The 17,861-nt window shown below is 71.4% G+C and carries 17 protein-coding genes; 8 read left to right on the top strand and 9 right to left on the bottom strand.

Annotated elements, in window-relative coordinates:
- Positions 1-56 precede the first annotated feature (56 nt).
- The 4 genes from ACWEOE_RS40320 to ACWEOE_RS40305 all read right to left on the bottom strand — a co-directional run bounded on the left by ACWEOE_RS40320 (position 57) and on the right by ACWEOE_RS40305 (position 6,619).
- The gene (locus ACWEOE_RS40320; RefSeq protein WP_452018811.1) at positions 57-2,105 is read right to left on the bottom strand and encodes a LuxR C-terminal-related transcriptional regulator; all 2,049 of its coding nucleotides are present in this window, start codon (positions 2,103-2,105) and stop codon (positions 57-59) included.
- Positions 2,102-2,647 (bottom strand): flavin reductase family protein, encoded by a 546-nt coding sequence (locus ACWEOE_RS40315; RefSeq protein WP_452018809.1) that lies wholly within the window; start codon positions 2,645-2,647, stop codon positions 2,102-2,104. Before ACWEOE_RS40315 ends, ACWEOE_RS40320 begins: the two co-directional genes overlap by 4 nt.
- A 75-nt stretch (positions 2,648-2,722) precedes the next feature.
- Complete coding sequence (locus ACWEOE_RS40310; RefSeq protein WP_452018807.1) at positions 2,723-5,761, bottom strand: BTAD domain-containing putative transcriptional regulator; 3,039 nt, start codon at positions 5,759-5,761, stop codon at positions 2,723-2,725.
- Positions 5,762-5,866: 105 nt separating this feature from the next.
- Entirely contained in the window at positions 5,867-6,619 is a 753-nt protein-coding gene (locus tag ACWEOE_RS40305; RefSeq protein ID WP_452018805.1) for an FAD synthetase family protein, read from the bottom strand.
- A 185-nt stretch (positions 6,620-6,804) separates the two neighbouring features.
- Here ACWEOE_RS40305 and ACWEOE_RS40300 point away from each other — a divergent pair, with 185 nt between their 5' ends.
- The 4 genes from ACWEOE_RS40300 to ACWEOE_RS40285 are packed head-to-tail and all read left to right on the top strand — an operon-like array spanning position 6,805 to position 9,476.
- A complete protein-coding gene (locus ACWEOE_RS40300) occupies positions 6,805-7,593 on the top strand; it encodes an SDR family NAD(P)-dependent oxidoreductase (protein WP_452018803.1) in 789 nt (262 codons plus the stop codon).
- Positions 7,593-7,799 (top strand): tautomerase family protein, encoded by a 207-nt coding sequence (locus ACWEOE_RS40295; RefSeq protein ID WP_452018801.1) that lies wholly within the window; start codon positions 7,593-7,595, stop codon positions 7,797-7,799. Before ACWEOE_RS40300 ends, ACWEOE_RS40295 begins: the two co-directional genes overlap by 1 nt.
- Positions 7,796-8,854 (top strand): maleylacetate reductase, encoded by a 1,059-nt coding sequence (locus ACWEOE_RS40290; RefSeq protein WP_452018799.1) that lies wholly within the window; start codon positions 7,796-7,798, stop codon positions 8,852-8,854. Before ACWEOE_RS40295 ends, ACWEOE_RS40290 begins: the two co-directional genes overlap by 4 nt.
- 13 nt (positions 8,855-8,867) lie before the next feature.
- Complete coding sequence (locus ACWEOE_RS40285) at positions 8,868-9,476, top strand: DUF421 domain-containing protein (RefSeq protein ID WP_452018797.1); 609 nt, start codon at positions 8,868-8,870, stop codon at positions 9,474-9,476.
- Here the strand turns inward: ACWEOE_RS40285 and ACWEOE_RS40280 are convergent.
- Both ACWEOE_RS40280 and ACWEOE_RS40275 read right to left on the bottom strand, forming a co-directional pair.
- The gene (locus ACWEOE_RS40280) at positions 9,448-9,906 is read right to left on the bottom strand and encodes a carboxymuconolactone decarboxylase family protein (RefSeq protein ID WP_452018795.1); all 459 of its coding nucleotides are present in this window, start codon (positions 9,904-9,906) and stop codon (positions 9,448-9,450) included. The two genes, ACWEOE_RS40285 and ACWEOE_RS40280, sit on opposite strands and share 29 nt — an antisense overlap.
- A gap of 22 nt (positions 9,907-9,928) precedes the next feature.
- Positions 9,929-10,420 carry a cupin domain-containing protein gene (locus ACWEOE_RS40275; protein ID WP_452018793.1) on the bottom strand — a complete coding sequence of 164 codons (492 nt, stop codon included), beginning with the start codon at positions 10,418-10,420 and terminating at the stop codon, positions 9,929-9,931.
- A 696-nt stretch (positions 10,421-11,116) separates the two neighbouring features.
- On the opposite strand from ACWEOE_RS40275, the gene ACWEOE_RS40270 reads away from it, so the two are divergent.
- Positions 11,117-11,416, top strand: a complete 300-nt coding sequence (locus ACWEOE_RS40270) for a hypothetical protein (RefSeq protein WP_452018791.1) — start codon at positions 11,117-11,119, stop codon at positions 11,414-11,416.
- Positions 11,417-11,546: 130 nt separating this feature from the next.
- Positions 11,547-11,798 (top strand): hypothetical protein, encoded by a 252-nt coding sequence (locus tag ACWEOE_RS40265; protein ID WP_452018789.1) that lies wholly within the window; start codon positions 11,547-11,549, stop codon positions 11,796-11,798.
- A gap of 711 nt (positions 11,799-12,509) precedes the next feature.
- Here ACWEOE_RS40265 and ACWEOE_RS40260 read toward each other — a convergent pair.
- Positions 12,510-13,322 (bottom strand): helix-turn-helix transcriptional regulator, encoded by an 813-nt coding sequence (locus ACWEOE_RS40260; RefSeq protein WP_452018787.1) that lies wholly within the window; start codon positions 13,320-13,322, stop codon positions 12,510-12,512.
- 118 nt (positions 13,323-13,440) lie between these two features.
- Here ACWEOE_RS40260 and ACWEOE_RS40255 point away from each other — a divergent pair, with 118 nt between their 5' ends.
- Positions 13,441-14,832, top strand: coding sequence for an aldehyde dehydrogenase family protein (locus ACWEOE_RS40255; protein WP_452018785.1), 1,392 nt, complete (start codon positions 13,441-13,443; stop codon positions 14,830-14,832).
- 68 nt (positions 14,833-14,900) lie between these two features.
- Entirely contained in the window at positions 14,901-15,305 is a 405-nt protein-coding gene (locus ACWEOE_RS40250) for a nuclear transport factor 2 family protein (RefSeq protein WP_452018783.1), read from the top strand.
- Between the two features lie 94 nt (positions 15,306-15,399).
- Here ACWEOE_RS40250 and ACWEOE_RS40245 read toward each other — a convergent pair whose 3' ends face one another.
- Positions 15,400-16,044 (bottom strand): helix-turn-helix domain-containing protein, encoded by a 645-nt coding sequence (locus ACWEOE_RS40245; protein WP_452018841.1) that lies wholly within the window; start codon positions 16,042-16,044, stop codon positions 15,400-15,402.
- A 380-nt stretch (positions 16,045-16,424) separates the two neighbouring features.
- Positions 16,425-17,861: dihydroxy-acid dehydratase (gene ilvD, locus ACWEOE_RS40240; RefSeq protein WP_452018781.1), on the bottom strand; the 1,437-nt coding region annotated here is incomplete at its 5' end.

Here is a 17,861-nt window from a genome sequence, read left to right as displayed (position 1 = left end):
ACCGCGGCTCGGGACGGCCGGTGCCCACCGCCCGGCCGTTCCGAGCCGTCACCACGTCATCGCCTGGGCAGTGCTCCGCGGCTGACAGCATCGGCCCGGTCGTGGGCGCCCAGCTTGCGGAACACCGACCGGACATGGGTTTTCACGGTGTTGTGGGAGACGTGCAGTTCGGCGGCGATCTCGCGCAGGGTCAGCGGTCCGGCCAGGGCGCGAAGCACGGCGCGTTCCCGGTCAGACAGCACGGCCGGGCGGAGATCGGGAATCCCTTGCCCCTCGAACAGGCCGGTGAGCACCGGGCCGTACCGGACGCCGGTGAGCGCGGCCCGCGCCCGGGCGCGGGCTTTCCGCGCGTCCCCGGGCGACGTGGCGTGGGCGTGGAGCAGAGCCGCGAACGCCTCCGCATGCGGAAGGAGAGGCGAAACGCCGCCGCGGTCCGCGCAGGCCAGGCACGCCATTGCGACAACGGGCGCCACGCACTGCGTCGGATCGGGCTCGTGCAGGGCAACCGCTCGCGCCGCCGAGGCCAAGGCAGCCGTGACGTCGCCGGCGAGCAGCAACCCGGCGGCGTGGGCGTCCAGGGCTCGCACGGCGACATCCCGGTAGCCGAGCTCATCCGCGTCGCGAGCCGTGACACCCAGCCGGTCGACGACCTCGGCTGCCCGCCCCTCCCACACCCCGGCGGCGCCCAACGCGGCGGCGGCCAGGAGCTGCCACCAGGGCCGGGCTTCCACCGGCCAGTGGACGGCGATCACCCCCGCGGCGTCGTCGCGTGCGGTGGCCAGGTCACCGCGGTGCAGGGCCAGCCACGCCCGCACGGCCGCCGCAGGAGCGTCGTCGGCGCCGGCGAGCCGAGCCTCCGCCCGAGTCGGATACCCGCAAGCCAGCTCAGCAGCCGCCGCAACCGCGTGCGCCTCGGCCGGCACCGCGGTCAGCTCGTCAAGCCGCGCGAGCAACGTCCGCGGATGCGCCGCCGGCCAGGTCTCGATTGCGGCCCGAGCGGCCACCTCAGGCAGCCCGGCCCATCGGGCGTGCTCGTAGGCGGCGTCCGGATCGCCTTCCCGCCGCAGCCGTTCCGCCGCGCGGCCGTGCAGCACGGCAACAGCTTCTGGCTGTTCCGCCGCCAGCACCGAACCCAGGACGGCCCGCAGCACCGGATGGCACTGCAGACCCGCACCGGTCCGCCGCACCAGCAGCGAGGACGCGGCCAACGCGGCCAGCGTCTCCCCCACCGCCGCAAGCGCCGTGACTTCCGCGCACCGCTCGGGGGTCAGCTCGGCCAGGACGCTGCTGTGGAGCAACAGCCGTCGTTGGCGTGAGGTGACGCGTTCGAGCACCTCGGCGCGGAAGAACTCCTCCACCGACGGAACGGGGTACGGCAGGGGCGCGCCGGGCGGCCGGCTCCGCAGGGCCAGGCCGGCCAGTCGCAGACCGGTCGCCCAGCCCGCGTACCCGCGCCACACCGCAGCCGCTTCCGCCCCGTCGACCGGCCGCCCGGCCGTAGCCGACAGCAGTTGCCGGGTCTCCGCCAGGTCGAACCGCAGATCGTCTTCGGTGAACTCGGCGAGCCGGCCGGCCGCGCGCAGGGCGGCGACCGGCCCGCTCGGCGGCCGGGCCGTCGCCAGCACCACCCGGACCGCGTCGGGGGCACGGCGGACGAACTCGTCCAGCGCGGCCCTGGTCACCTCGTGCTCGACGACGTCCAGCCCGTCGAGCACGAGGACCAGAGGCCCGGCCGGACCCAGCGCGTTGAGCAGCTCGGGGATGATGCCGGTGAGCAGCGTCGGCTCGTCGTCGAGCAGGGCCGCCGCGGGTGCCGGAACGCCGGTGCAGAAGGGCCGCAGCGCTTCGAGCACCGCCGACCACACCGCCGCCGGGGTGTCGTCGTGCCGGCTCAGGCTCACCCACGCACACCGCCGCCCGGCGACCCACTGCGCCAGCAGCACGGTCTTCCCGGCGCCTCGCGGCGCGGCCACCAGGACCACCGGTTCGCCGGCCGCGTCCAGCCGGGCCAGCAGCCGCGTGCGGCGCACATCGTCCGGGTGCGGGGCGGGTGGCCGCAGCCGGGTCCGGACGACGACGGCCGGGCGCGTTCGGGGTGCGGTCACATCGCCGACGCGAACTGCCAGCCGCCGGTGGCCGCCGCGTCGTGGAGGGTGCCGAACGCGCTGGCGAAGTAGACGAGCGGGGTCGTGCCCGGCACGTGGTCACACCGCAGCACGTCGCCGACGACGATGGTGTGGTCCCCGCCCGGCAACGTGTCCGCGACGGCGCAGACGAAGTGCGCGATCGCGTCGGTCAGCACCGGGACGTCACTGTCGCGCCGCAGCTCGACGCCGGCGAACTTGTCCTTCCGGCGCTTCGCGAAGTGCTTCGCCAGGTGTTCGTGGCCTTCGCCGAGGACGTTGACGGCGAAGTACCCCGACTCGCGGATCGCCTGGCAGGTCGGGAGGTTCGACCCGATGCACACCAGCAGCTGCAGCGGGTCCATCGACAGCGAGGCGACCGCACTGGCGGTCATTCCGGCGGGTCCGTCCACGGTGCGCGTGGTGATCACGGCGACCCCGGTGCTGAACCGGGAAATGGCCTGCCGGAACCGGAAGACCCCGTCGTCGGTGTCGGGCACGGCAAGCTGCTTCACGCTGTCCATTGCTACCTCCGTGGGAGCACGCGGGTGACGTTGGCCGCCACCACCGTGCCACCGGCCCCGTTACCGGCCGGGAAATCAGCTCCGCAACCGGGTGACCAGGCGGTGGACCTCCGCCGACGGGGGCACGGCCAGTTCGTGCATGGTCGCCGAGTAACGCTGGTACAGCGCGAGCACGTCGTCGTCGTTGCCGCTGGCCTGGGCCAGGGTGATCCGCAGCAACCAGGCCTGCTCGCGGTACGGGTCGAGACGCAGCACCGTGTCCGCGTTGGCGACCGCCTCGCGGTACCGGCCCAGCCGGAACGCGACCTTGGCGACGTCCAGCCGCGCCCGCAGGACGCGCTCGTCGATCTCGGCGCGCCGCGCCTCCACCCACGCCCCGGACAGGTCGGCGAGGTACCGGCCCCGCTCGGTCGCGGCCAGCGCCCGGGTCAGCGTGTCCAGCTTGACCTCCCCGTCCTGGTGGTCGGCCTGCGTGAACGCCTCCAGGACCTCGGCCGCGCTGCTGCCGGCCAGGTCGGGCCCCGGCAGGCGGAACCGGTCTTTCCGCAGGGCGGGCGCCAGCTCCTCCGGCAGCACCTCGCGCAGGCGGTACAGCGCCTGCCTCAGGTAGCTGCGGCCGGCCGCTTCGTTGTCCGAGTCGAACAGCGCGCCGAGCAGCTCCTGCCGGCCGGCCTCGCGGCCGGGGGCGGCCAGCAGGTAGGCGAGCAGCTCGACGCTCTTGCGCAGCCGGGGCGTCACCGTCGCGCCGTCGACCCGCAGCTCCGGCTCGCCCAGGTCCTCCAGCACCAGCCTCGGCGCCCGGCCGGCCGCGGTGATCCGGCGGCCGTTCGCGAGCGACGCGGTCAGCTCGTGCCAGCGCGACAGCCGGTTCGATTCGGTGTCCGCGCCCCGCACGGCCACGGCGGGTACGTCCGCCAGCGCGGTGAGCAGCAGGTGCACCGAACCCCGTTCCTCGGCCACCCGGATCGCCAGCGCCGCGGACTCGTCGGAAACGTCCTCGGAGCCGAGCCGCCACTGGACTTCGGCCAGGTAACACGCCGCGGTCGGGATCTCGAGCACGCGGTCGGCGGCGAGCATGCTCCGCAGGCACTCGTCGAGGGCGTCCCTGGCCTCCGTGTCGCGGTGGCGCAGCAGGAACGCGAGCCCCCGCCAGAGAGAGGTCAGCTCGCGGGTGAACGCGTGCGTGCCCGATCCGCTCGCCTCCGCTTCGTCCAGCGCGCGGTGCGCGGCATCCGGGTCCTGGTGCAGTCGCAAGCACAGCTTGGCCTCCATCACGTGCAGCAGCACCCGGTAGATCTGCGACCCGGTGGCCGGCACGAGTTCGTGCCCGCGCCGCAGGGCTTGCCACGCGTCCTCGGCGCGACGGAGGTCGATCATGAGCTCCACGGCGTCGAGGGCGTGCAGCCACAGCGGCTGGGGCGCGTCGCGGTGCGCCTCGTAGCGGGCCAGCGCCTGCTCGATCCGCCCCGTCGCGCGGAGCCCGGCGATGACCCAGGGGGCGCCGAGAACGCTGCGCCAGGGACCGTGGGTGCCGGGATCGTCCAGACCGGCCAGCCGCCCGCGCATGAAGGCCAGCCGCATGAGCATCCCGTCCAGCGGTCCCGACGGTGTGGTCGCGAAGGCGGGGAACGGGGGCGGCGGGTCGTCGAGGCTCAGCGCCAGCACGGTGAGCGCGATGTCGCGGGCCCGCCCCGCCGGCAGCAGCCCGGCCACCTGCTCGGCGTCGGCCGGGCGGCCCGCGTGCCACAGGCACCACACCAGCAGCACCAGCGCCTCCCCCGAGCCGTGGTGCTCGTCGGCGGCCGGCTCGGCGAGCCAGTCGCTGCCGTGGCGGTCGTACAGTTCCACTCCGCGCCCGGCCTGTTCCAGTGCGAAGGCGACGCGCAGCACGATCCCGCCGATCCGCGGGCTGAGCGAGCGCTCGGGCACCCGCAGTTCGTCGAGCCAGCGCGCCGCCGGGCCGAAGTCCATCCGTTCGATCAGGCGCGGCAGCAGTTCGGCCGCCAGCGCCCACGCCTCGTCGGCCGCACCGACCCCGAGCAGGGCGTCCACGGCCTCCTCCTGCTCGCCCCGGCGGACCAGCAGCCGGGCGTGCCGCAGCCGGACCTGCTTCAGCTCGCCCGGATCCTGCTCGGCAAGCAGATCGCGCAGGTGGTCCCGCAGCTGGGGGCTGACGATCAGCGTCCGGTCGTCAGGCCAGGCGGCGGGCAGGTGCCGGTGACGCAGCGCCGCCATGGTCCGGGGCGCGTCGTCGAAGCCGAGCGCGAGCGCGTCGCCGACGGTCACTTCGTCCAGCAGGCTGGTGTAGACCAGGAACCGCCGCTCCGGTTCGGACAGTCCGGAAAGGACGTGTGTCGAGAGGTAGTCGCGGAACCGGTGCGGCGCGTCGGCGACGGCACCGTCGGCGAAGAGGATTCCCGCCGCCCAGCCGCCGGTGACGCGGAGGGCCTCGGCCGCCTCCGCCGCCGGTCGTCCGGCCAGGCGCAACGCTTCCGCAGCCTCGTCGAGGTCGAAGGCGAGGTCCGGACCGGTGAGTTCGGCGACCCGGGCCAGTTCTCCGGTCGAACCGGTGTCCAGTGGCAGGGCGGTCCGGGAAAGGAGGACGATCCCGACGTCGGAGGGTGCGTAGCGGGCGAGCGCGGACAGGACGGTCAGCGCCTCGTCGCTGCCGGCGATCCGCTCGGCGTTGTCGCAGACGAGCACGAGCCCGGTGCCGTGCAGGCTTTCGGCGAGCAGACCGGCCGCCTCGCCGATCAGAATGCCGGCGGCGAGCGCGTCGGTCGCCGCGCCCCTCGCCTCGGGAGCGTGCGGCGCGACGGCCGCCTCGATGTACAGCAGCAGGCGTCCCGCCGCCGCTTCGGTACCGTCGAGCGACAGCCAGGCCACCGGCCGGTCAAGGTCCTCGAGCGCCATGGCGACGGCGGTGGTCTTGCCCGAGCCGGCCGCCGCATACACCGCGAGGACGTTCGCCCGCCCGAGCAGGGCGCGGATGCGGCCGGTCAGCCGGTCCCGCCGGACCAGCCGGTCACCGACGACCGGCGGCGCCAGCTTCCGCCGGATGATGGTCCGCGCACCCGGCTCCTCCGGCGGCACGCCGGGCTCGGCAGGCGCCACGCGAAGCACCTCCCCTCGCTTCCGGCTCGTCCGCACTGCAGTGTCTCCCGAGCACCACGGGCGGGCAACGCGCGATTTCGCGCGGATTAACAGGCCTGGTTCGCCTCACTCCTGGTGCAGGAAGGCCACTTCGACCGGGCCTGCCGCCCGCCGCCGAGGCAGTTCGACGACGCCGGTGCCGAACACGGTCACGGGGGCCGCCACGCCGTCGATCACCGCCGTGTACCGGCCCGGGCGGGGAATCGCCAGAGCCGGATCGAGCGCCAGGCGGTCGTCGCCGAGCGCGTGGGCGGGCAGCGCGTGCGGCCGGCCGAGCAGCCGCGCGGCCCGCTCGACGTCACCGGCGGCGACGAGGTCCCGGATCCGGGACGAGGACACGACGTCCTCCCCGACGGTCACCATCTCCGCGATGGTGGTGGCGAACCGCCGGTCCGCCCGCAGCATCGCCGCGTCGCCCCCGCCGCGCACGCCGAACCGGAAGTTCGCCCCGACCGCCACCCGGACCGCGCCGAGCCGGCCGACCAGCACCTCGTCGACGAACGTGGCCGCGTCCATCGCCGCCCACTCCCGGTCGAACGGGATGACCACGACTTCCCGCACGCCGAGCGCGGCGAGCCGCCGCCGCTTGCCGGCCACGTCGGTCAGCAGCCGGGGGCCCCCGCCGCGGCGCACCACCGAACGCGGGTGCGGGTCGAAGGTCAGCACCGTCCCGCAGCCGGCGACCACCTGCGCGTGTCCCAGGTGGACACCATCGAAGGTGCCGACCGCCACTGCGCGGTGGGCCGGCCCCACCTGCCGGACGTCGACGAGGCGGGCCGGTGCGCTGTCCGGGATCCGGAGAACTCCGGGACTTTCCATGGTTCCTCCCCCGTTCCGGGCTCGAAGCCGCCGATCGTGCCCCGCTTCGTGTTAGCGGCGCGAGAGCCGCCCGGCTCGCCGGCGGGCACGGTGTGAACGACCTTGTTAGGGCGGTTTGTCAGCGCGGGCCGGCTCGCGGTGCAGTGGAAGCCGAAACTGCCGGGGACAAGCCGAAGGAGACCCGAATGGTGGCACGCACGGAGCAGGCGGAGCGGCGCACGGCGCTGGTGACCGGGGCCGGCCGCGGGATCGGCTACGCGGTGGCGCGGCACCTGGCCGAGCAGGGTGTGGCGGTCGCGCTGCTGGCCCGTGACGAGACCGCGCTGAAGGACGCCGCGGTCCGGCTGAGCGGGGAAACGCTGGCCGTGCCCGCGGACGTGCGTGACGGCGAGTCCGTCGACGCCGCCGTCGGTCAGGCGTACGCCTGGCACGGCCGGCTCGACGTCGTCGTCAACTGCGCCGGCCCCCAGATCGCGTCGGCGCCGCTCAGCGACACCGAGCACGGGGTGCTCGGGGGTGCGCTCGACACGAAGCTCCGCGGCTTCGTCCGCGTCGCGAAGGCCGCGCTGCCCAGGATGACCGGGGGCGCGATCGTCAACGTCGCGGGAGCCACCGCGCACGTGCCGGTCCCGGGGGCCGCGGTCACCGGGATCACCAACGCGGCGGTCGTGGCCTTGACGAGCTACCTGGCGGCCGAAGCCGCGCCGCGCGGCGTCCGGGTCAACGCGGTGTCGCCGGGAATGACGCTGACCGAAGGCTGGCTCGCCCGCCACGAGGCCATGGCCGGCAAGCAAGGCCTGACGGCCGACGCCGTGCGCGCGAACATGGCCGACGCGCTCGGAATCCACTTGGGCCGCTGGGCGTACCCGGAAGAGATCGCCGCCGCGGTCGCGTTCCTCGCCTCCGACGACGCGTCCTACATCACCGGTCAGGTGCTGCGCGTCGACGGCGGCCTGACGAAGCCGGTGGCCTGATGCCGTTCATCCAGATCACCATCGCCGAGGGACACGACCGGTCCGTGAAGCGCGACCTGCTGACCGCGGTGTCCGCGGCCGCTGCCGAGGCCACCGGAACGCCGGAGAGCGCCTTCCGGGTCTGGCTCGTCGAGGTGCCCGACACCGAGGTCATGGTCGGGGGCACGATCCTGCACGACGCCCGCCACCCGCGAGCGATGCCGTGACGGCCGGGTTCGAGTACGTCGGCCTCCCCTACCGCATCCTCTTCGGCCGGGGGCTGCTGGAAGAGGTCGGCGCCGAGGTCTCCCGGCTGGGCCGGTCCCGGGTGCTGCTGCTGAGCGCCGGCGATCTCGCCGAGCCGGGCGACCGGGTCGAAAAGCTGCTCGGGCCCCGGTGCGTCGCCCGGTTCGAGGGCGCCGCCCTGCACACCCCGGTCGGCGTGACCGAGGAGGCGATGGGACACCTGCGGTCGAGCGACGCCGACTGCGTGGTCGCGGTCGGCGGGGGCTCGACGACCGGGCTGTCGAAGGCGCTGGCCGCGCGGACCGGCGTCGACCAGGTCATCCTCCCGACCACCTACGCGGGCTCCGAGGTCACCCCCGTGCTCGGTGAGACGGCCGACGGGAAGAAGACGACCCGGTCGTCGCCGTCGATCCTGCCCGAAACGGTGATCTACGATGTGGAGCTGTCCCGCGGTCTGCCCGTGCCGATTGCCGTCACCAGCGCGGTCAACGCGCTCGCCCACGCGGTGGAAGCGCTGTATTCGGCCCAGGCCAACCCGATCGTCGACGCGTGGGCGCTCGAGGCGATCTCAGACATCGGGAACGGGCTGAGCCGCCTCACCGGCGAGCCTTCCGACATCGAGGTGCGGTGGGACCTGCTGCGGGGCGCGTGGCTGGCCGGGATGTGCCTGGCCTCGGTGGGAATGGGCTTGCACCACAAGCTCTGCCACGTGCTGGGTGGCAGCTTCGGGCTGCCGCATGCGAGCACGCACACCGTGGTCCTCCCGCACGTGATGCGCTACAACGCACCGGCCACGCCGGAGGTGATGGCGCGGATCGCCCGGGCACTGGGCGTCCCCGACGCACCTTCGGGCGTCTTCGACCTGATCGAGCACGCGGACGGCCCGAGGAGCCTGCGCGCGCTCGGGCTCGGCTTCGACGATCTCGGCGAGGTGGCGGACCAGGTGACCGCGTCTCCGTACCCGAACCCGAGACCGCCAGCCCGCGACGGGATCCTGGAACTGCTCACCCGAGCCTGGCACGGCGTCCACCCGTGACCGGAGGTACCTGGTGCCCGCACTGACCGAGATCCGGGCAATCACACCGGGAGGAGTGCTCGCGGTCGCGCTCACGACCGTCGTGATGAACGGGGTCTTCCTCCTGCTGGTGCGGGTCATGGGGCGGCGCAGTCTGGCGGCGATGTCGGTCTACGACGCCGCCGCCGTCATGGCGTTCGGCGCGGTACTCGGCCGGACCGCCCTCCTGAGCGTCCCGACGCGGGCCGGCGGTGTGGTCGCGATGGTGACTTTGTTCGTGCTGCAGCGGTTGTTCGCACTCGCGCGGAAGAGCCGCTGGTTCGGCAGGGCGCTGCGGGTGGAGCCGATTCTGCTCATGGAGGGTCCGCAGGTCCGCCACGCCGGCCTGCTGCACGCCCGGATCACCCCGGACGAACTGCGCCAGCACCTCCGGCCGGCCGGCATCACCCGCCTCGACGACGTCGCCTGGGTCGTTCTGGAGGCCGACGGCCGGGTGAGCGTGGCCCGGCGGGATTCCGCACCGGACCCCTTCCTGGTCGAAGACCTCGCCGGCTACGGCGAGCGGAAGCCCTCCGGACAGCCCGGGTCCCCGGGCCGTCCGGAAGCCGGGGACGTCAGCCCGCGACGTGGTACCGGCTGGTGATGGCCACGCGGTTGAAGGCGTTGATCACCGTGGTGAGCCACGCGACAGCCGAAATCTGGTCCGCGGTGAGCACCGTCGCGGCGGCAGCGTAGTCCTCATCGCTGACGTGACCGTCCGCCACCCGTGTGATGGCTTCGGTCAACCGCAGCGCCGCCCGGTCGGTGTCGGAGAAGTAGCCCGTCTCCTCCCATGCGGGCAGCACGGCGATCCGGTCGGGGTTCTCTCCCTTCTTGAGGGCGTCACCGGTGTGCATGCGCAGGCAGAACGCGCAGCCGTTGATCTGCGAGGCGCGGATCCGCACCAGCTCGGCCAGGAGCGGGTCGAGGCCCGCCGCGGTGGCAGCTTTCTCCGCCTCCGCGGAAAGGCTGATGAGTGCCTTGTAGGCAGCCGGGTGCTGTTTGTCGATGCTGACGCGTTGGGTGTTCGTCATGGTTTCTCCGATCAGGCGAATATCAATGGTGGGCGTCGTCGACTTTGAGCTGGGCTCCGTTGTCGGCAACAAAGACGACCAGCAACCTGGCCCGTGCCGTTGCGCTCGTGTTCTCCGTGAGGACGTGGTGGGCACCCGGCTGCTCGGTCCAGTTCTCCCCCGTGCGGAAGGTGCTGACGGGTTTGTCGTCGACTTGGCTGCGCACAGTCCCTTCGAGGACGAAGGCGTAGACGAAAGCGCTGCCGTGCCGGTGCGGTGCCGCGCGTGCGCCGGGAGGCAAGGTGACGATCGCCGACGTGAAGGTTTTCCCTTGCACATTGGGAAGAGCCTGCTGGAGCAAGGGGCTCAGGGTTTCCGTGGGTGGCTGCGCCGCCGTGGTGGCCGTCGGGTTGGTGGCCGTCGGGTTGGTGGCCGAAGCGGGCTGGTCGGCTGCGCAGGCAGTGGCTCCGGCCAGCGCGGCGACGGCCAAGACGCCGCCGACGATCCGAGTCCCGGTTCTCCTGCTGTTTTTCATGACTTTCCTCACTGGGAGGGGAAATGGCGCCGGCGAACGTGCTCGCGAGCATTTCCTCGTTATCCCTTTTCGTTCTCGTCAGGGAGACGAGGTAGCCCGTCCGGGTGTGACAGCTCTGAGGTGGAAAAGTTTGTCCGGGTTGACGACCCTGCGGTACGCGGTGATCAGACCGCCGGTGATCTGCACCGTATCGACGGAGCAGACGCGGCCCTGCCGGCAGCACACGAGGGGCGAGCTCGCCGCCCACCTCGACGAGGTCGAGGTGGTCCACCTGGCACTGGCGGCTCACTCACACCATCACCTCGGCAATGCGCTCACCACCGTGGATGAGCTTGCGCGCCGCCGAAACCTTGCCGCCGCCGTCGGTGACGTACACCGCGTCCGGGTCCAGGAACCTGACCAGGCCCGCGCTGGGTCGGCTGGTGCGCGGATTCCGCCACGACTCCGGCCTCGCACTCGAAGATCTGGCCCATCATTCCGGGGTGAGCGTCCGGACGATCAGCGACGTCGATCGCCGGCGCAGCCGGACTCGCACGCGCGGACCCTGACCGCCCTCGCCGACGCGCTTCGCCTGAACGACGCCGACCGGCAGCGTCTCCTTCGTGCGTCCCCGGGCGACCGGCCGGGACCGGCCCCCTGTGCCAGCTCCCGCCGGACGTCCCGGACTTCACCGGCTGGGCGGTGGAGGAGGCCCGAGTGGTCTCCTGGCTGGCCGAATCCCCCGGCTCCGGGGTCCCGGTGGTGATTTCCGGTGCCGGCGGGCTGGGCACGACCGTGCTCGCTGTGCACGCCGCCTATTTCCAATGCGACGGCTTCCCCGACGGCAGGCTGTCCGTCGACCTCGGCGGCACCGGCGCCGAGCCGCTCGACGCTCATCTGGTCCAATTCCGGTTGCTGCGGGCCCTCGGCGTCAACGTGGACGGCATTTCCCCGGCGGACAACCGGATCGCGGTCAGTTGCTGCGCCACGTGCCGGCCCGGAGGCGCTCGCTTCTGATCCTCGACAACGCCGCCGACGAAGCCCAGGTGCGAAGACATGCTGCGCGCGGTGATCGAAGCCGGGGGCGCCACGGTCGCGGACCCGGACCGTCTGCGACCGGTGGCGAGGCTGTGCGGCAACCATCCCCTTGCCCCTGCGGATCGCGGGGAACCGCGTGTCCAGCCGGTCAGGCTGGAACCTGCGCGAATTCCTGGTGCGACTGACCGACCAGCAGAGCAGGCTCGACGAACTGGTCGAACTCGGCCTGCTGGTTTCCGCCACCGGACAGCGCGCAGGGTTGCACGACCTGGTCCGTCTCTTCGCCTGGGAACAACTCCGGGCCGACGATGCGGCCACCACGATCGAAGACGCCACCGACCGGCTATGTCCTGGCTGCTGAAGACGGCTCGCTTCGCCGGCCCTCGCCTGCCGCACCGACGGCGCGGTAACGCGGGGTCCGGACTTCGCCGATCCTGAGTCCGCGCGCCACTGGCCGGAGGCCGAGTCCGGCAATGGGCCGGCCGCGCTCCCCCACGCGGCCCGTCTGGGCGACCACGCTGCTGTCGTCGAGACGGTCGACGCCCTCTGTACCTACTTCGACGAGACCTCGGCCCGGCACGGGCGGGCGGAGCTGTTCGGTCTGGCGGCTGACGCGGCCGGCGCCCTGGGCGACGCCCGCCGGGCCGACCGGTACCGCCGCCACCAGGCCGAGCTGTCGGCGCTCGCCTAAGGGATGTCTCGTAACCCCAGTGCCTGTCGTGTGGGACGGTGCCGTACCTGATCATGTCGTGGTGCAGGTGATCACAGCGTCGCGGCCGACGTGGATTGCCTCGCTCACCAGGCTGGAACCGGGTCAGTTCCGCAAGTTCGTGGGCTCATCGAGGAGGCCGAACACGCTGCGCGCCGGCTGCTCGGCGTGCAGACCGCTCTCGGGGACTCGACCAAGGCCCAGAGCTACTTCGCTCACGGGGAGCCCGGCCGCCTGCCGACCGCCGAGCCAGTGGCCCGGACACGCCCACTCGTTCCCGGTACAGCTTGACCCTTCTGCCGACGGTTCCGCACACACTCAGCCGCGCGGCCGGTTCCAGCCGGTACGGAACCGTGGTCACGGTCACGCTCGTACTCGGCCCAGAGCACGGAGGGCCCGCTCACCAGCGCTGCCCTCGGCCGCGGTGCCGACCAGAAGCTGCTGCCCCGGCGCGTCCCGCACATCGAATGTCTGGAAGGTCAGCTCTAACCTGCCGATCTGCGGGTGCCGAATGGTCTTCACCGTGCGGACGAGCCCGTGCACGGAGTGATCCCGCCACAGAGCGCGAAACTCCCGAGAAGCCCTACCGACCTCAGCCACCAGCGCCTCGATTCGCGGATGCCCGGGAAACCGGCCGGCGTTGAGCCGCAATGCCTGCACGCTCGAACGAGCCATCATTTCCCAGTCACCGAAGAACTCGCGGGCCACCGGATCCAGGAACAGCATTCGCACGGAATTGTCCTTGTGCCGGAAAGGGCAGAACAGCGCGTCGGCGACCGCATTCGTGGCCAGCACGTCGAACACCGGGTCGATCACATAGCCCGAGGCGAAGGGGAACGAATCCAGCAGCCGACGCAGCGCGGGGTGCACCTGCTCGCCGGACTCGACGACGCCGGGCAGCAGTCGCGCGAGACGGTAGAGGTGCTCGCGGGAATCCGGCTCCAGCCGCAACGCCTGCGCCAGCGCGCCGAGCACCTGCGGCGACGGATGGCGTTCGCGCCCCTGCTCCAGCCGGGCGTAATAGTCGGCGCTGACCCCGGCGAGCACGGCCACCTCTTCGCGGCGCAGGCCGACGACCCGGCGACCGGTTCCGCCGGGCAACCCGGCGTCGGCGGGCTGGACCCGCGCCCGGTGGGCACGCAGGAAGCCGGCGAGGCCGTTATCACCGTCTGTCACGCCGACCAGGGTAGTCGGTACCCGCGCCGACCTGCTCCGTCGTCACCCAGCCAGGGTGTGGCACTCCTAGGCAGGCGCGCCCTTCTCCGGCACCAGTCGTCCCGGCACGCTCGAAACCATGTGCACCACCTTCACCATGACCATCCAAGGCTCCCCCGTCGACGGCACTTCGTTCTTCGACGTGATCGACCCCGCCGACGAAACCGTCGTCGCGACGGCCCCGAACGCCACTCCCGGGCAGCTCGACGCCGCCGTGGCCGCCGCGCGCGCCGCCGCACCCGGGTGGGCCGCACTGCCGCTGCCCGAGCGTGCGGGCCACCTGCGCGCCATCGCCGACACAGTTGACGAGCACCTCGGCGAGCTGCACCAGCTGATCACCGCCGAGCAGGGCAAGTCGCCGGATCGGGCCGCGGACGAGGTCCGGGGCCTGAGTCACTGGCTCCGCGAAACCGCCACGCTGGACCTCCCGGAAACGGTCAACGAAAACAGCGAGGAACGCCGCTCGATCACCCGTCGGGTGCCGCTGGGCGTGGTCGCGGCCATCACACCGTGGAACTACCCGCTCGGACAGCTGTCCTTCAAACTGGGCCCGGCCCTGCTGGCCGGCAATACCGTGGTCGTGAAGCCCTCGAACCTCGCCCCGCTGGCCGTCCTCCGGCTCGGCGAGCTGTTGCGCGGGGTGGTTCCCGACGGTGTGGTCAACGTCATCTCCGGCGACGACGCGCTCGGCCCGCTGATGACCGCCCATCCCGGATTCGACAAGATCAGTTTCACCGGCTCGACCCCGGTCGGACGAGCGGTGATGGCCAACGCCGCGCCGGCCCTCGCCAGTGTCACCCTGGAACTCGGCGGGAACGATCCCGCCATCGTTCTCCGGGACGCCGACATCGCGGCGATCGCCACGCAGCTGTTCTGGGCGGCTTTCGCCAACGCCGGGCAGATCTGCCTGGCGGCCAAACGAATCTACGTCCACAGCAGCCGATACGATGAGCTCGCCTCGGCGCTCACCGGATTGGCCCGCGCCGTCGGCACCGAAATCGGCCCGGTGTCCAACCGCCGCCAGTACGAAGCCGTGCTCGACCTCATCCAGGACTCGAAAGACCACGGCCACACCTTCCTCACCGGCGGCATGCCCAGCGGTGGAAAGGGGTTTTTCCTCCACCCCACCATCGTGGACGATCCGCCGGAAAGTGCGCGGATCGTCCAGGAGGAACAGTTCGGCCCGGTGGTCCCGCTCCTACGCTACGAGACCGTGGACGAGGTGCTGCGCCGCGCCAACGCCGTCGACCACGGGCTCGGCGCCTCGGTGTGGTCGGCCGACCCGGCCGCCGCGTGGGCAGTGGCCGGGCAGCTGGAGGCTGGAACGGTCTGGGTCAACGAAGTGATGCACCTGTCGCCTCTGGTGCCCTTCGGCGGACACAAGCAGTCAGGCATCGGAGTCGAAAGCGGGAACGCCGGCCTGCTGGAATTCAGCCAGCCGCAGACCATCACAGTGAGAAAGAGCGCATAACCGGACTGCGGAACATCAGCAGTTGAACCAGACGTGATCAATGTGCATTGCAGATCAACGGAGGACGCATGAACGAGTCTCAGCAGAACAAGGCGCTGGTACTGGAGTTCTACGGCGATCTCTCGGCCGGAAACCTTGCGGGGGCGATGAGTCGGCTGGACGAGAATCTGGAGTATCGAATCGGGGGCCACCCCACCGAGTTCCCACTGGCCGGGACACACTCCAAGTCGCAGCTGATCAAAATTCTGGGCGCGATCGGCGCGGCCATCCCCGGCGGCGTCCAAGTGGAAATCTTCAGCACTATCGCCGAAGGAAGCCAGGTGGTGGTCGAGTTCATCGCTCGCGGAGTCTCCGTCAGCGGCAAGACTTACGAGAACCGAGTGGCCTTCTCCTGTGAGGTTGCCGATGGGAAAATCCGGAAAGTGCGAGAGTATCTCGACACGCTTCATGCGAACACTGTCCTGATGGAGTAATCGGCAACCGCAACGCAACCTACCGAACGCCACGGCAGCGAACGGCGTGACTTCCGATGGCAAGCCGAAGTTGACGCAGGCCGACTGTCTCACGTTACGGTTGGCCGAGTGTGGTGACCTGACAGACATGAGTGGGGGGCGAACGGCGTCGTAGGCCGCCGCGTACACCCGGCGGCAGCTGGCGGGCAGAGCTCGCAGAACACCGTCGACACTGGCCGACCGGTTGGTGAAATTCGACGTACCGGTGAAGTAGGTGTTGACGCACCTCAGGTCGACCGTGACACCGTCGGCAGCGGACGCACTTGGCGCCCCGGCGAGTGCCAGACCCGCAGCGGCCACGAACGCCGCCACCCGAAGCACGTAGTCCAGGAACTGGATCGCGGTCTCTTGGTGCGAGCGCGGATCGATTCACAGGATGCGCAGGCGGATCACCGCGTCGACGATCTACCGCAGCGCCGACCAGCGCAGGCGGAAGTTCTACCAGTACACCGCGATCGACGACTTCACCCTCGACGTCGTGGTGGCGACGCAGATACATCTCGATCTTCAGCGGGCCGAAGTGGTAGTGCCGCCGCAGATGGATGATTTTCTCGACCACCTCGGAGTGGGTCATGGCCGGGCGATGCAGCGGGGCGCTCGAGCGATCCTTCAGCCCGTCCAAGCCCTCGTCCTCCCAGCGGCGTTTCCACCGTAGGAAGTGTGCGGCTGGTCTCGAAGTACCGGCACGGCGCCGCCACATTCCCGCTGACCTCCCGGGCATGACGAAGAACGGCCAGACACCGGCGCGCACGCCTGACCATGCCGTTCTCACTCCACACTCGCTGACCAGCCCCGGTGTAGATTGTGCGCGTGTCCGAGACGATCTTGCACACCATCTGCACGCCTGCATTTGCCGTGTCGACAAGCGCTCGACGCTGAGGCTCTGGCATTCGCAGCAGGCTTCGGCGGCGCGCAGCGCCTCAAAACCCGTGGCGCCCCACCTGCTGCAATGGTCCCGGGACGTCGCTCTGGGCTGATGTGATGTCGGGTTTGCCGTGATGACCGCGGGACCAAAGGTTGTGAAGCGGAGCTGGCAAGGACTCGCCTTACAACCGGGAGACCGCGCGCCCTGGCGATGCGCTATTTCCGGCCCCCGTCCCGAGTGGTGCGCGGCCCTTCGGAACCGGGGATGCGACGGACCGCACCGGTGTCGGCCGAGGTTGCCATGGCGGCGTAGGCGCGCAGTGCCTTCGAGACCGGGCGATCGCGCTTCGGGGTCCACGGTCGCTCCGAAGCGTCCATCTTGGCGCGGCGTTCGGCCAGAACCTCGGCGGGGACGTCGAGCTGGAGTACGCGCTCCCGGACGTCGATGATGATCCGGTCGCCGTTCTCGATGAGGCCGATGGCTCCGCCAGCCGCGGCTTCGGGTGCGACGTGCCCGACGGAGATGCCGCTCGATGCGCCGGAGAACCGGCCGTCGGTGACGAGGGCGCACTTGGCGCCGAGGCCGGTGCCCTTCAGGAATGCGGTGGGGTGGAGCATTTCCTGCATGCCCGGCCCGCCGGCGGGGCCTTCGTACCGGACGACCAGCACGTCGCCGGGTTGGATTCGCTTGCTGAGGATCGCGGACACGGCTTCCTCCTGGCTTTCGACGACCATGGCAGGGCCTTCGAAGTGGAGGATGCCTTCGGGGACGCCGGCGGTTTTGATGACGGCGCCGTTTTCGGCGAGGTTGCCGCGCAACACGGCGAGGCCGCCGTCGGCGGTGTAGGCGTGTTCGAGGTCGCGGATGCAGCCGCCGGCGGCGTCGGTGTCCAGCGAGGACCAGCGGTTCTCCGTGGAGAACGCTTGGGTGGTGCGGAGGCCGCCGGGTGCCGCGTGGTAGAGCTCGACCGCCGCGGCCGACGGTGAGGCGGCGCGAATGTCCCAAGTAGACAGCCAGTCCGACAGTGAAGCGGCGTCGACGGTGTGCACGTTTTCGCGGAGCAGTCCAGCGCGCCAGAGTTCGCCGAGGATGGCGGGGATTCCGCCGGCCCTGTGAACGTCTTCCATGTGGTAGTCGGAGTTCGGCGCGACCTTCGACAGGCACGGCACGCGCCGGCCGATCTCGTCGATGTCGCTGATGGTGAAGTCGACCTCGCCCTCCTGCGCGGCGGCGAGGATGTGCAGCACCGTGTTGGTCGAGCCGCCCATGGCCATGTCGAGCGCCATCGCGTTCTCGAACGCCTCGCGGGTCGCGATCGAGCGGGGCAGGGCGGAGGCGTCGTCGTTGCCGTACCAGCGGTCGCACAGCGCCATCACGGTGCGGCCGGCCGCCTGGAAAAGCTCGCGACGGGCACTGTGGGTCGCGAGTGTGGAGCCGTTGCCGGGCAGCGACAGGCCCAGCGCTTCGGTGAGGCAGTTCATCGAGTTCGCGGTGAACATGCCCGAGCACGAACCACACGTGGGGCAAGCGACCTGTTCGACGGCGGTGAGCGCGTTGTCGTCCACCTCCGGCGAGGCGGACGCGGCGATCGCGGTGATCAGGTCGGTCGGGGCCTGCGCGACACCGCCGACGACCACGGCCTTGCCCGCCTC

Source organism: Amycolatopsis sp. NPDC004368 (assembly GCF_053602515.1).
This window is presented reverse-complemented; position numbering and strand designations above follow the sequence as displayed.

Excerpts from the sequence above, each read along its gene's own strand:
- ACWEOE_RS40315 (WP_452018809.1), bottom strand. The coding sequence starts at position 2,647 with ATGGACAGCGTGAAGCAGCTTGCCGTGCCCGACACCGACGACGGGGTC.
- ACWEOE_RS40305 (WP_452018805.1), bottom strand. The coding sequence starts at position 6,619 with ATGGAAAGTCCCGGAGTTCTCCGGATCCCGGACAGCGCACCGGCCCGC.
- ACWEOE_RS40300 (WP_452018803.1), top strand. The coding sequence starts at position 6,805 with ATGGTGGCACGCACGGAGCAGGCGGAGCGGCGCACGGCGCTGGTGACC.
- ACWEOE_RS40295 (WP_452018801.1), top strand. The coding sequence starts at position 7,593 with ATGCCGTTCATCCAGATCACCATCGCCGAGGGACACGACCGGTCCGTG.
- ACWEOE_RS40280 (WP_452018795.1), bottom strand. The coding sequence starts at position 9,906 with ATGACGAACACCCAACGCGTCAGCATCGACAAACAGCACCCGGCTGCC.
- ACWEOE_RS40275 (WP_452018793.1), bottom strand. The coding sequence starts at position 10,420 with ATGAAAAACAGCAGGAGAACCGGGACTCGGATCGTCGGCGGCGTCTTG.
- ACWEOE_RS40255 (WP_452018785.1), top strand. The coding sequence starts at position 13,441 with ATGTGCACCACCTTCACCATGACCATCCAAGGCTCCCCCGTCGACGGC.
- ACWEOE_RS40250 (WP_452018783.1), top strand. The coding sequence starts at position 14,901 with ATGAACGAGTCTCAGCAGAACAAGGCGCTGGTACTGGAGTTCTACGGC.
- ACWEOE_RS40245 (WP_452018841.1), bottom strand. The coding sequence starts at position 16,044 with ATGTGGCGGCGCCGTGCCGGTACTTCGAGACCAGCCGCACACTTCCTA.